At 64.6% G+C, this 12,530-nt stretch carries 13 protein-coding genes and 3 tRNA genes; 8 read left to right on the forward strand and 8 right to left on the reverse strand.

Translation table 11 applies throughout. The annotated features are described in order from the left end of the window. Window positions 1–68: 68 nt before the first annotated feature. The 7 genes from ACIOVG_RS03330 to ACIOVG_RS03360 all read left to right on the forward strand — a co-directional run bounded on the left by ACIOVG_RS03330 (window position 69) and on the right by ACIOVG_RS03360 (window position 6,247). Window positions 69–467, forward strand: a complete 399-nt coding sequence (locus ACIOVG_RS03330) for a plasmid replication, integration and excision activator (protein ID WP_400869020.1) — start codon at window positions 69–71, stop codon at window positions 465–467. After that, entirely contained in the window at window positions 464–1,864 is a 1,401-nt protein-coding gene (locus ACIOVG_RS03335; RefSeq protein WP_400869022.1) for an FtsK/SpoIIIE domain-containing protein, read from the forward strand. The genes ACIOVG_RS03330 and ACIOVG_RS03335 overlap by 4 nt, the downstream gene beginning before the upstream one ends. Then, window positions 1,861–2,271 carry a hypothetical protein gene (locus tag ACIOVG_RS03340; protein WP_400869024.1) on the forward strand — a complete coding sequence of 137 codons (411 nt, stop codon included), beginning with the start codon at window positions 1,861–1,863 and terminating at the stop codon, window positions 2,269–2,271. Before ACIOVG_RS03335 ends, ACIOVG_RS03340 begins: the two co-directional genes overlap by 4 nt. Beyond that, complete coding sequence (locus ACIOVG_RS03345; RefSeq protein WP_400869025.1) at window positions 2,268–3,629, forward strand: replication initiator; 1,362 nt, start codon at window positions 2,268–2,270, stop codon at window positions 3,627–3,629. The genes ACIOVG_RS03340 and ACIOVG_RS03345 overlap by 4 nt, the downstream gene beginning before the upstream one ends. Before the next feature lie 209 nt (window positions 3,630–3,838). Continuing rightward, a complete protein-coding gene (locus ACIOVG_RS03350; protein ID WP_400869027.1) occupies window positions 3,839–4,981 on the forward strand; it encodes a tyrosine-type recombinase/integrase in 1,143 nt (380 codons plus the stop codon). Further along, window positions 4,981–5,739 carry a hypothetical protein gene (locus ACIOVG_RS03355; RefSeq protein ID WP_400869029.1) on the forward strand — a complete coding sequence of 253 codons (759 nt, stop codon included), beginning with the start codon at window positions 4,981–4,983 and terminating at the stop codon, window positions 5,737–5,739. Before ACIOVG_RS03350 ends, ACIOVG_RS03355 begins: the two co-directional genes overlap by 1 nt. A 301-nt stretch (window positions 5,740–6,040) precedes the next feature. Beyond that, window positions 6,041–6,247 carry a hypothetical protein gene (locus ACIOVG_RS03360; protein WP_400869031.1) on the forward strand — a complete coding sequence of 69 codons (207 nt, stop codon included), beginning with the start codon at window positions 6,041–6,043 and terminating at the stop codon, window positions 6,245–6,247. 306 nt (window positions 6,248–6,553) lie between these two features. Here the strand turns inward: ACIOVG_RS03360 and ACIOVG_RS03365 are convergent. The 7 genes from ACIOVG_RS03365 to ACIOVG_RS03395 form a co-directional block, all read right to left on the reverse strand. Beyond that, window positions 6,554–6,627, reverse strand: a tRNA-Met gene (locus ACIOVG_RS03365). Between the two features lie 34 nt (window positions 6,628–6,661). Further along, window positions 6,662–6,733: transfer RNA gene (locus tag ACIOVG_RS03370), tRNA-Thr, on the reverse strand. 67 nt (window positions 6,734–6,800) lie between these two features. Beyond that, on the reverse strand, window positions 6,801–8,000 hold the full coding sequence (locus ACIOVG_RS03375; RefSeq protein ID WP_400869033.1) for a peptidoglycan DD-metalloendopeptidase family protein: 1,200 nt from the start codon (window positions 7,998–8,000) through the stop codon (window positions 6,801–6,803). Between the two features lie 121 nt (window positions 8,001–8,121). Continuing rightward, complete coding sequence (locus ACIOVG_RS03380; protein ID WP_400869035.1) at window positions 8,122–8,916, reverse strand: inositol monophosphatase family protein; 795 nt, start codon at window positions 8,914–8,916, stop codon at window positions 8,122–8,124. Next, entirely contained in the window at window positions 8,913–9,923 is a 1,011-nt protein-coding gene (locus ACIOVG_RS03385) for a hypothetical protein (protein WP_400869037.1), read from the reverse strand. The genes ACIOVG_RS03380 and ACIOVG_RS03385 overlap by 4 nt, the downstream gene beginning before the upstream one ends. 83 nt (window positions 9,924–10,006) lie before the next feature. After that, window positions 10,007–10,804: an enoyl-CoA hydratase/isomerase family protein gene (locus tag ACIOVG_RS03390; RefSeq protein ID WP_400869039.1), complete on the reverse strand. Its 798-nt coding sequence runs from the start codon at window positions 10,802–10,804 to the stop codon at window positions 10,007–10,009. 44 nt (window positions 10,805–10,848) lie between these two features. Beyond that, entirely contained in the window at window positions 10,849–11,343 is a 495-nt protein-coding gene (locus tag ACIOVG_RS03395) for an FBP domain-containing protein (RefSeq protein WP_400869041.1), read from the reverse strand. A gap of 274 nt (window positions 11,344–11,617) precedes the next feature. Here ACIOVG_RS03395 and ACIOVG_RS03400 point away from each other — a divergent pair, with 274 nt between their 5' ends. Beyond that, window positions 11,618–11,974, forward strand: coding sequence for an Lsr2 family protein (locus ACIOVG_RS03400; RefSeq protein WP_400869043.1), 357 nt, complete (start codon window positions 11,618–11,620; stop codon window positions 11,972–11,974). A gap of 410 nt (window positions 11,975–12,384) precedes the next feature. Here ACIOVG_RS03400 and ACIOVG_RS03405 read toward each other — a convergent pair. Then, a tRNA-Tyr gene (locus ACIOVG_RS03405) sits at window positions 12,385–12,469 on the reverse strand. Between the last annotated feature and the right edge of the window lie 61 nt (window positions 12,470–12,530).

The raw sequence follows: 12,530 nt of genomic DNA on the forward strand, positions 1-12,530 counted from the left end.
CACATTTGTTTGACAAGAGCGCGAAGTGTGTGCAGACTAGCTCGCAAGAGACAACCAAGGAGGACCAAATGGCACTTCAGACAGCGATCCCGGTGAGCTTCGAGGCGTACTTCCCTCGTGGCGCGTTCATGGTCGGAGAGGTCGAGCCGGTCGTGAAGTGGTCTGACGACGGGGAACGTCAGGGCCAGGATCTGGACAAGAACACGGGGCACCCTCTGTGGCAGGTCCGCGTAATCGACGCCGACCCCGACGCACGTAAGGGGCAGAACGAAGTAACGGTGAAGATCTCGAGCATCACTGAGCCGTCGGCACCGCCAGAGGCCCAGGGGCTTCCGTTCCGGCCGGTGTTCTTCGAGGGGCTCTCCGTCACCCCGTACGTGAAGGAAGGGCAGGGGCGTCCGCGTGTCGCGTTCTCGCTCCGCGCGCGGGAGATGAAGCCTGCGCCGAAGCAGCGGAGCAACGAATGATCACCTGGGCAGACGAGCGCCGGTACTGGGCAAGCGAGAAACGAACGCTCAGGATCGCAGCGGGATGGCTGGTGATCCTCGGCACGCTGTTCATCTTGCTCCATTCACTGCCGGGCGTCGGGGCAGCCATCGTGATCAGCATGGTCGTCGTGGTCGCAGTACTTCTGATTCGACGGCTTCGCGCTGGCAGGGATGTTGACGCGTACTTCTCGAAGCGTTGGAAGGCGAGCGTTTCCGACGGGATCCTCAGTTCTTGGACGGCGCTGGCGAGGAATCTTCGGCTCGAAGTTCGCGGACTAGATGGCGGTGTCATCGTTGCGGGACTTGGCGTGCCTGTCTGGGAAGGGTGGACCTGTCTCGTCCGTGTCCACCTTCCTCCAGGCCTCGTGAAGGAGGACCTGGTCTCGGCATCCGAGCACATTGCCCAGGCGTTCGGTGCTATCCGGGTCTCAGTCGCAGGCGATCGTCTCGACGCGCTTGTGATGCGGATCGACTACACCGATCCCCTCGCAGAATCCTTCTGGTTCCCGCTCGGCGCCCCCTGGGATGGCCACAGCGTGCTCATGGGACTGGCCGAGGACGGATCTGAATGGCGACTTCCTCTCGGTCCACACACGCTCGTCGCAGGGGCATCAGGGAGCGGCAAGGCATCCCTGGTCTGGGGACTGCTTCTCGGTCTCGCGCAGCCGATCCGTGATGGATTCGTCGAGGTCTGGGGCATTGATCGCAAGGGCGGCATGGAGCTTGCGATGGGGCGTGAGATGCTCACTCGATTCGCGGACGATGCTCAGCGATCTGTCGCACTCCTGGAAGAAGCAGTCGAGCAGATGCAAGCACGAGCCCGTTCGCTTGCTGGTCTGACGCGGCAGCATATCGCGACCACGGAGAGCCCGACCATCGTCGTACTGATCGACGAGTTGGCGGCGCTGACGGCCTACGAAACGGACCGGGACATGCTCCGGCGTGCGAACGCCGCGATTGCGACACTCGCCTCTCAGGGGCGCGCAGTCGGCTTCATCGTGTTCGCATGTCTTCAAGATCCACGCAAGGAGACTCTGCCAGCGCGCGGACTCTTCACTCAGACCGTGGGACTCCGCCTGCGTGATCGCGCTGAGACCGCGATGGTGCTCGGAGACGGCGCCGTGGCCGCGGGTGCTCTCAGCCATGAGATCTCGCGTTCCACACCCGGTGTGGCTTTCGTCGTTCCTGAGGACGGTACCGCGCCGATCCGGGTGCGCGCGGCCTACGCGTCAGATGAGCAGATCCGGGAGGCAGCGGTGACATATCCGGCACCGTATCCGCGCCCCGTCAAGCCTGCGGAACGAGCTGAGGAATCACGGGCACGACGGCCTCGCGCCCCACGATCAAGTAAGAGCCAACAGATGGAGGAATCATGAACAAGAAGGTGATGACGCTCGCAATTGTTGCCGAGGCCGTTGTCGGTGCCGCTGGCTTCACAAGTGCAGGTCTGGCAATCGGATACAACATCGCGGAAGATTCGCGTCAGGCGTCGATCGAGAACGCCGCTCAGCCACTCCCGTGTAATCTGCGGCTCGCGTGGGACCGTGTCACGCAGGAGTTCCAGGCAGTGTACGAAGATTCGACGTTCGTTTCGGAGACTCCGAAGTGGGGACGGACCGCGAATCTCTCGTGCTCTGATGCGGAGATCGCCGATTGGCAGGAACAACGGCGCATGGATGGTCTCGACGATGAAGTGTGCAGGCCTATGCTGATCGACGACGATGCGTCTGGCATTGTGCACGTCGACGGGTGCGCAGTCCCGGTGGTGGTGGCGAAATCGTGAACGTCTCTGAGTCTGTCGCCACTCGGCTGCGAAGCGCCGACTTCGACTCGTGGATGGCCGGAGCCGCCCGCGTGGGGTTCTGCTCCAAGCCGGTGCGGCTGCGCGGATCTTCGGTGACGACCGATCCGGCCAGCGGCGAGGTACTCAGTGCATTCTCTTCTGATGATCAGCCAGACGGCGTCACCTACACCCGGTGCGGCAACCGACGCTCACGTCGATGCGAGTCGTGCAGCCACGAGTACAAGGGCGATACCTGGCACATGATCATGTCCGGTGCTGCTGGCGGGATGAAGGGGGTGCCGGAAGCGGTCTCCGAGCATCCGATGGTGTTTCTGACGTTGACGGCGCCATCGTTCGGCGCGGTGCACTCGTTGACGGCTTCGCACCGCAAAGGAACCTGTCCTCACGGCGCTCCGCGGGGTTGCGTGTGCATGCACGAGCAGGATGACTCTCGACTCGGAGATCCGCTCTGCGCGGAGTGCTACAACTACACGGCTCACGTCGTCTGGCAGTTCCACGCACCGGAGCTTTGGCGGCGATTCACGATCCAACTGCGGAGAAGTCTCGCTCGTGAGCTTGGACTCACTCAGCGAGCGGCGGCAGAACTCGTGCGAGTGCAGTTTGCCAAGGTGGCTGAGTTCCAGCGGCGGGGGGCTGTTCACTTCCACGCGATCATTCGTCTGGATGGCGTAAGCGACGTGGACGATTTTCCGCTTCCCCCAGCCGACGTTACTGAAGCGCAGCTTGTCGCAGCCATTCGCGTAGCGGTGCGCCGGGTGTCGTTCGAAGCTCCCCTGGTCCCCGGAGCGGCGACGACTCGAATCCTTCGATGGGGTTCCCAGTTTGACGTGCAGCCGATCGTGCGGCGCGAAGGGCTGGACGGTGCTCTTTCGGATCGGGCAGTCGCGGCCTATATCGCGAAGTACGCGACGAAGGCGACGGAAGACCTGGACGGTGGTTCAGATGGGCGGGAGCATGTGCGTCGTATCAAGGGGACTGCCGAGCTGATCGCTCAGGAAGATGGTGGAGACGGCTCGTATGCCCTCCTCGCTAAGTGGTCACACATGCTTGGCTTCCGTGGACATTTCTCTTCGAAGTCTCGTCGCTACTCAGTGACCCTTGGATCTCTTCGCGGCGCGAGAAAGCAGTGGCGGCTGGACCGCATGACGGAACGAGCACGGGAATCCGGCCTTGATGTCGAAGAGGTCCTCGTCATCGGCTCATGGAGTTATGCGGGGATGGGCTGGCGAAGTGATGGCGACCGCATGCTCGCGATCGAAGCAGCGAGAGCAGCACGTGAATGGCGAGACGCGCGACGTGTGCGTTTCGAGGCGAGAGACGGAGCGACTGATGCATGACCGGATGGATGTTGTAGAGGAACGAGCCGACGCTGAGACGATGGAAGCGGATAAGTATCTGACCCGCAGAGAGGTCGCTGCGCGGTGTCGTGTGCCGCTCTCAACGTTTGATTCTCTGCGGAGGCAGGCACGGGTACCTTTCCCGGATGCTCACATGGGCAAGCACATGCTGTGGCGAGCATCGACGATCGAGACGTTCCTGGAATCAGGTGGTACTGGTGGTCTCGGGTAGCGGAAGGATCGATCCGAAGACTCGGAAGCCGTTGCCGGAGGGCATTCGCTACCGTGCGGACCGGAACAAGTATCAGGTACGCGTCTGGGCTACAGGCCTCAACGGCGAAGACCGCGAACGCAGTTACCTCGTCGCCACGCTGGCGGAAGCGAAGCGTCTCCGTGGCGAAGCCCGGATGCAGGTGCGCCCGGAAGGTGGGATGACCTTGAACGCATGGCATGCGCGGCACTGGGCGCTTCTCGTCGAGGGTGTACGTCCGGCAACGGCAGCAGCGTACGAACGTGGCTGGCGTCTCCGCGTGCAACCGTGGCTCGGGCACCGGAGGATCGAGTCGATCGGTGTTGGCGACATCGACACTGCCGTCGCGGGATGGACCGGTTCGGCGTCCACGAGGAACGATGCTCTGGCGTTGCTCAGCCGCCTTATGGAGGGTGCTGCACGCGCGGGAGTGATCGGAGTGAATCCGGTCCGGCTGGCTCGGCGTCCGCGACAGGAGCGTCGTTCTAGTGTGCGGTCGCGCGCCCTGACGTTGTCGGAGGTCACTGCAATGCTCGAGTTCGTGCAGAGCGGGCCCTATCGGGACTACCTCGCCGGCCTGGTATATACGGGAATGCGGGCCGGTGAGGCGAGTGCTCTGCGTGTTGGTGACGTGGACCTGGCGCACGGAGTCATCCATGTATCGCGAAGCTTCTCCCCCGCCGGCGGCGGAAAGGTGCGCGAGCAGTCGCCGAAGAGCAATAAGGAACGTACAGTCCCCCTCCCGGCAGCGTTGCGTCCGATCATCGCGCGACGTGTCGACGGGCTTCCCAGAAACGCTCTGGTCTTTACGGGGCCGAGCGGAGGACGTCTGAATACCTCTAACGTGCGGCGGGCCGTGGATTGGGAAGCAGTGAAGATGTTGTTGGATCGACCGGATCTGCGCATTCACGACCTCCGGCACACTCTCGCAACGCTGCTTCTCGACGCCGGGGCAGCGGTGAACGACGTCAAGGAGATCCTTGGGCACTCGTCAGTGCAAGTGACTGAGCTCTACACGAGAGCACGAGAGGACTCAGCCTTGCGTGCAAACGCTGCTCTCGATCGTCTGATGGGCGCAAGCTCGGAAGAGGAAGTGAAGTGATGGACAAGTACGACATACCGACCGCCGGGGAAGGTCGCTACCAGGGGCTGACAGACCTTCTTCAGATCGCGGCACCAAACGACGACGTATCGATAGCCTTCGATGACTGGGAGTCCGTCACTGGTGTTCCACTCCCTGATCGTGCTCGGCGCGACCTTGCGTGGTGGGCGTCGTTGCCCCGTCAATGCCAATCACGGGTCTGGCTACGGCAGGACCGTCGTGCCGAAGCGGATCTCCAAGCATCTCGAGTAGTTTTCCGGCACGAGGTCTATGAGCGCGACAACACTCTGGAGCGCATCCAGTCGAATCGCGAACACTGGGTCGGCTATGCCCGAAGCTGCCTCGACATCGCGACTGTCTCAGAAACGAATCCGCACCGCGCCCTGGGCTGGTGGGAACCTCACGAGATCTACCTGCTGCACTTCGTGTCGGACCATCAATACAAAGTTGGTATCGCCCGGATCGGCAGCTCGCGCGTGAACGAGTTGAGACACCGCGGGGATCGGATCGTGGAGCGCGTCGAGGTCGCCAATCAGTGGGCGGCAAAGGTCGTTGAGTTTGAGGTTCTTCAACGCGTTCTGTCCGCATGGGAGCGTCCGCACCGTTTCGCGCACCAGGGTGGAGAGAGTGAACGTTGGTCGGACTGGCTCGAACCTCCGAAGCTGACCGAAGTTGTCGAGGCGCTCATCGAGGATCGAAAGAGGCCGGGGTGGAAAGTCAGCGCGTACCGTTCATCGACAGAAGCGGCTGGGTCATGACCTTTCTGCCGGCTCCGCTCAACATGTCGCAGGTGCGCCACTCGCTTGGCGCGTGCCTTCGAAGCTTCCGGGAGCATGGGGCAGCAGCATCCCCAATAGTCTTCGGTCGCCGCAGTCAACCCGAGGCGGTTGTGCTCTCTGTTGAGCTGTACACGCTCCTCTGCGCGCTCGACACGCACCTCACAGATAGGTCGCGATAGACCGGGTATGTGCCGGGGCATCCTGACGAGCTTCCGGCTCAGCCCCGGAAGGCTTATCCTGCAAGGCTGGACTCTAGGCCGATTGAAGGGGACCCGGCACGATGTGGAGCTATGACGACGACCGAGCGTTCGAGGCGCTCGCGCTGGCCGCAGAACGGAACGAACTCGTGTCGATTCCCGGCACCGATTTCCGCGGCAAGGAACTTCGGGACCTACTCGAACGCGCCCGCGAGGAGCACGTCGAAGACCTTGAGGGATTCCTCGGCGCACTCTTCGACATCGGCACCAAGGGCAGTGCCGTCCAATAGTCCAACGGATCGTTGGACACTCGCCTGTGCAACGACCCGTTGCACAATTGGTCAACGACCCGTTGGCGAATTGTCCAGCAGGCTGCTGGACCAGACCTTGCGTGCTCCTGGCTCGTCATACCGTCCGGAAGACTGCCAGGCTCCAAGGGCTACTGCCCGCCGCCCTTCCACCGTGGGCGAATCGGGGCGCGCAGCTGTGCTCGCCGACGCCTTACCGGCACAAAACCGGCACAGCCTCCGCCACGGCGCTTCCGAGCAGCCACCCGGATACGACAAAACCCCCGACAACTCGGGGGTTTCATTCTGTAGCAGGAGCGGGGCTTGAACCCGCGACCTCACGATTATGAGTCGTGCGCTCTAACCAGCTGAGCTACCCTGCCGCGAGGCATCCGTCCGCGTGAGAAGAATGCTGCGAGCCCCGAGTCAGGATTGAACTGACGACCCCTTCCTTACCATGGAAGTGCTCTGCCACTGAGCTATCGGGGCGTGCTGCCCCTCGCGGGGCAACCGTACGAGAATACCATCACTGTGGCGTCCTCATGAAATCGAGCCGTCAGTACGAGTACCGGCCCGCGTTCTCGCGCAACCACGGCAGCGGATCGATGGTCGTTCCGTTGACGATGAGCTCGAAGTGCATGTGGGCACCGTAGGAGCGTCCGGTGTTTCCGGTCTTGCCGACGACGGTGCCGACCGTGACCTTGTCTCCGGCCTTGACCCGCAGCGAGTCGTACTGCATGTGCGAGTAGTGGCTCGTGATGACCGATCCGTCGATCACGTGATCGATGTAGACCGTCACGCCGTAGGCGCCGCCGTCTTCGGTCGCGATGCGCACTGTGCCGTCGGCGATGGCCTGCACGGGCGCGCCGTCGCCGGGCACGAAGTCGATGCCCTCGTGGAGGCGTCCGCTGCGCATGCCATAGCCGTAGCTCATCCCCACGCCGACCATGAAGGGCCACTGGATCGCGGCGTCGGGGTCGTTGGTGAAGATCTCGTTGGAGTAGTTGATGCCCTGTTCCGCGGCGACATCGACGAGTGAGATCGTGCTGAAGTCGTCGTCGCGGGCGAGCGACTCGCTCTGCACGTCCGAGGAGGCGATGAACGCCTGGATCTCATCGTCGCCTGCTGCGCCCTTCGCTGCGGCGGAGCCGGCGACCAGCGAGGTGGAGGCGACCGAGGTGCCCTGCGCGGCGGCGACAGCCTCCGCGGGGAGCGTCATCGAGACGGCGAGGAGCCCGGCGAGGCTCATGACGCCGACGGTGGCGCCGAGGGCGAGGAACTTACGGGCGTTGCGCGGACGGCGCGGGGCGACGTGCGCGTCGGGAGCGGCGACGCTCTCCGCGCCCTCGTCGTCGGATCCGTTCGGCGCGGAGGTCTGCTGCACGGCGACCGGTCCGGTCACGGCGCGGAAAGCACGGGAGGCCAGCTCGAACGCGTCGGCGTGAGCATCGGTCTCCACTGAGGCTGCGGGCGCGGCCACGAACGGGATCGCGGGCGTCTCGACGCTCTCGGCGAGCAGCTCTGCCGGAGTGGGGATGCTGACGGGCTCGGCAGCCGGCTCAACGGCCGAGGCATCGGCGGTCATCCGCGCGCGAACAGCACGGCGTGACAGCGGTGTCGCGGTCGCGCGGGCGACGGCGGAGTCGATGGAGGCAGAGTCCGTCGTACCCGCCGCGGGGGCCTCGAAGGCCGCTGTGCGGAGTCGACTGGAGCGACGCGTGGGCGCGGCATCAGCCGGGGAATTCTCGAAGGGCAAAAGCGATTCTCTCGGGTCGTGCGGGAAGCTCGGGGGCGCTTGCTCAGCTCTCATCATTCGGGGATGAAAGTAACGATCGCATAAACCCTACCCTGCCGAGGCTGGGAAAGCCATGTGCCGTTCACTGTTCGTTCGCCACGATCGCCGCCAGCTGCCGGTGCACGGCGGCTCCGCCAGCGATCAGCATCGGGCGAGGAGAATCGACGTCTCTGCGTGAGACCACTCCCCCCGCCTCGGTGACCAGCAGGGCGCCGGCCGCGAAGTCCCATGGCTTGAGGCCACGTTCGAAGTACCCGTCCAAGCGACCGGCCGCGACATAGGCGAGGTCGAGCGCGGCTGAACCCATCCGGCGCAGATCGCGAGCCATGGGCATCACGCGCCGCACCAGGGCGAGGTCTCCGTCGTGCGTCGACGGGTCGTATCCGAATCCGGTGGCGAGCAATGCGCCGGCGGGAGTCTCGGAGGTCACCTGGAGACGCCGTCCGTCGAGCCACGCGCCCTCTCCCCGCACCGCGGAGAAGAGCTCATCGAACACCGGCGCGAACACGACACCAGCCAACGCCTCCCACGACTCAGGAAGCGGAGTCCCCCGCACGGCGGCGATGCTCACGTTGTACGCGGGGATGCCGTAGGCGTAGTTCACGGTGCCGTCGATCGGGTCGACCACCCAGGTGATGCCACTCGCGCCGACTTCGGCATCGGACTCCTCACCGAGGAAGCCATCATCCGGGCGCGCCGAGCGTATCCGCTCTCGGATCAGGTTCTCGACCTCGCGATCCGCGTCGGTGACGATGTCGGCGAGCGTCGACTTGGTGGCCGCGAGCTGCACGCCCTCTGCGCGGCGCTGCGCGGCGAGTGCTCCTGCTTCCCGCGCGATCTCCGCGGCGAGCTCCCCGAGCTCGAGCTCGAGACTCACAGCGGAGGGAGCGGAGGTGCGGGCGGTGCGGGCGGGAAGGCCGTCTGTGGAGGCTGCGTAGCCGGAGCCGGAGGGGATTGAGGCGCCGGAGGGATGGGCGGTGCCGGGACACCGGCATGTCCGCCATCGAACGTCGGCGCGGTGGGCTCCGGCGCGACGGGGAATCCGGCGGCCGGCGCGCTCCCGATCGCCTGAGGCGCCTGCTGCGCCTGCGGGATGACCGTGGGATATCCGGTGTAATACGCGTTCCAGTCGGGCGATCCGTCGGGCAGCGCCGGCAGTGGAGTGATGCCGTCGGCATAGGTCGGCCACGATGGTGCTGCAGCGGCGGGTGCCGCGACGCTCGGCTTCTTCGGAGCGAACAGCGCGTTGAGCAGTGGAATCAGCGTCGTGCCGACAGCCGCGAGGATCGTCAGGGCGACCACGATGCGCCAGTACAGCTCGCTGTAGTCGAAGGTCTGCGGGAAGGTGAGGAAGAAGACGAGCAGCGCGACAAGCGCGCCGAGGAACACCACGGTCACGATGAAGATGATCTTCGTGAACGTCGTGACGTGGCGCTGGGCGGCCGGCGTGAACAGTCGCACGTGCAGAAGCGCGAGCTGCAGGATGCCGACGACCAGGAGGAGTTGGAAGAAGCGCTCCGCTCCTCCGAAGTAGTCGCCGTCCTCCGGGAGCCAGATCTTCACGGCGCCGACGAGCAGCGCGACGATCCACGTCACCATGCTGGTCAGCGCCAGCCAATCGGGACGGTTCGGTGCGAGACCGGCTTCGAGGATCGCGATGCCGGCGAATCCCGCCAGCAGCAGGATCGTGAGGAAGGCGCGGCCGATCAGGCCGTCCTGGTCTCCGATCAGGACCCACACGACGCACACGAGGGCGGCAGCGATCAGGGCGCCGATGGCGATCCAGATGGCACCCCTGATGAGCAGGGATGTGTTCGTCTTTCCGGTGTGCGCGATCTCCGGCTTCGACATGGCGATCCTCTCGTAGAGCGGCGGTGCCTTCATCCTGCCACGCTGCCGGACCGATGCCGGGGAGATCGTCTCCGCGGTGCACTTCTTCCGACGCGGGACGATCGGTGGAGGAAGAGTCAGCCGGCCTTGTTGGCCGAGGCCGCCGCGAATGCCGTGATACGGGCCTGCGCGTCGGCGGTCTGCATCGCAGCGCCGATCGAGCGGGCCTCCTCGCTGAGCTGTTCCACGAACGTGCGCTCGGGCTGCGAGCGCACGAGGCGCTTGGCCTGTCCGTACGCGTCGGCTGCGCCGGCGAGCCAGAAGCGGGCGATCTCCTCACCCCTGGCGCGGACCAGAGCCGCTTCAGTCGCCGCATCCTCCCCCGCCACCGCTTCCGCGACCAGACCCCAGTCCTGCGCCTCCTGCGCACTGAGCAGACGGTCCTGCAGCACCAACTGCAGTGCCCGCCGCTGCCCGATCGCGCGCGACAACTGCGCCGAGACCGAGAGGTCGGGTGTCAGACCGATGTTCGCGTACAGGCTGCCGAGGCGGGAACGAGATCCGACGACGGCGTAGTCGCTGGAGAGCAGGATGCCGAGCCCCCCGCCCGCGGTCGTGCCGTGCGCTGCGGCGACGACGGGCACGGACGACTCCGTGAGCGAGCGGATCCCGGTGTTGATCACCTCGGCGAGAGCGGTGATCTCCGCGCCGGACCCCATGGTGGTCGCCATATCGATCACATCACCGCCGGCACAGAACGCCGGACCTGACGCATCGATCAGGATCGCCTTCACCTCAGCCCGCGAGGTCGCCTCTGCGGTCGCGTCCCGCCAGGCGTGAGCCAGGTCGGCGTTGAACGCGTTGAGTCGCGCCGGTCGGTTCAGCGTGAGCCGAGCCAGCCCTTCGTCGACCGACAGCAGAATGGCATCGCTCATGGCATCTCCTTCGAGCACGGACGTTGCCTCCAGCGTAACCGCGATCAGTCCTGCGTCTCCCAGACGCGGGAGACGAAGGCCTCCATACGCCGGCGTGTGCCGTCGAGGCGGAAGTCGATCTGGCCGGGGGCCCTGACCTCGTTGGGGGCGAGCGGATGCGCCAACCGCACGCTCTCGTGGCAGGAGAGGTCGGCGCACACGTAGGTGCCGACCGAGTCGCCGCGTCGCCCCGCCTCGCCCGCTCGTCGCGCGGAGAACAGCGCGACCTGGTTGCCCGGCTGCATCGTGTGGCAGATGTTGCACATGCCCGACCGCGCTCGGCCTGGACCGGACGCATGCAGGACGACGCCCGCGATGCCACCCTCATGCTGGATCAGCACGTAGCCTCGAGCACCTGCGCCGGGATCGCGCCAGGCGAAGAAGTCGAGGTAATCCCAGTCGACGAGGAGGAAGTCGTGCGGCATCTCCATGACACGCAGCTCATCAGGGTCCGCGTTGACGAACGAAGCCCGCACTTCGGTCTCGGTGAGCGCTCGCATTCGACCAGTCTATGAACCTCGGCAGCCACACGCGCCCGCCCCGTCTGCGGACGCGCTCGTGGTCTTGGGGCGACAAGCCGACGACTGGCTGCCTGCTGCCCCTGGCAGATCCTGGTGCAGGCTTTGATAACCGTCGTATTCGAGTGGCAATTCAAGTCGAGCACATTGCTTTTGAATTGTGGCGGAATATGTAACAGATATCGCCATGGATCTATATTCTCGATGAGGGGCGCGGGACCCGAACCCGCGTCTCACATTCCGGAGGAGGAGCGTAATGTCGAAGCGAGTCATCGTCGAGTTGGTTGACGACCTTGATGGACAGCCCATCGACAGCAACGACGGTGGCGGCACCGTACAGTTCGCCCTCCAGGGGCGCCAGTATGAACTGGACCTCAGTGCCGCGAACCTGGCGAAGCTCGAAGCCGCTGTAGCACCGTTCATCGAAGTCGCGCGCACGTCGAAAACCGGCACGTCGTCCTCATCGCCCTCGCCGCGACGCAGAAAGTCGACCACGGAACTCGCAGAGATCCGCGAGTGGGCGCGCAGCCAGGGGATCTCCGTGAGCGGGTACGGCCGCGTGCCGGCGGAAGTGCGGGCCGCCTACCTGGCAAGCAAGGGAAAGCAATCCTGACACGCGCGCTTTTCAGCCGATAGCTGCAGCACACACTTTGCGCACGTCGTGTGAATTGCATTCAGATGACATTCGCGTCACTGTCGGAAAGAGCACATCAGCTCTCGGAATGACCGACGATCATCAGCGCACGCAGCTCATCTGAATCGGCGATTCCGATGATTGCCGCTACAGGAGACCACAGGTTCCTTTGCAGTGGTCCTCGGATCAACGACCCCGCGATGATCGATAGTCGCGAGGCGCTGTTGCCTGCAGGGCGCCTGGTGCCGACGTAGACGCACAACCTCACCGGAGAAGAGCCGCTGAAGGAGAACACGCAGAACGGCCGCCGGGAAACCGGCGGCCGTTCTGCGTGCTGCTGACATCTGAGATAAGAGAACGTCACCCGGTGAGGTCCGAGAACATCTTCCTGGTGGCGAGTGAGGGATTCGAACCCCCGAATGCTGAGCAGTCTGATTTACAGTCAGATCCCTTTGGCCGCTTGGGTAACTCGCCAGAGCGCACCCGTCCGACTTGAACAGCCAACCGGGGGCACGAAAGATAATCATACCTGCCC

Origin of the sequence: Microbacterium sp. NPDC087591 (assembly GCF_044743625.1) — a bacterium.
GTDB lineage: Bacteria > Actinomycetota > Actinomycetes > Actinomycetales > Microbacteriaceae > Microbacterium.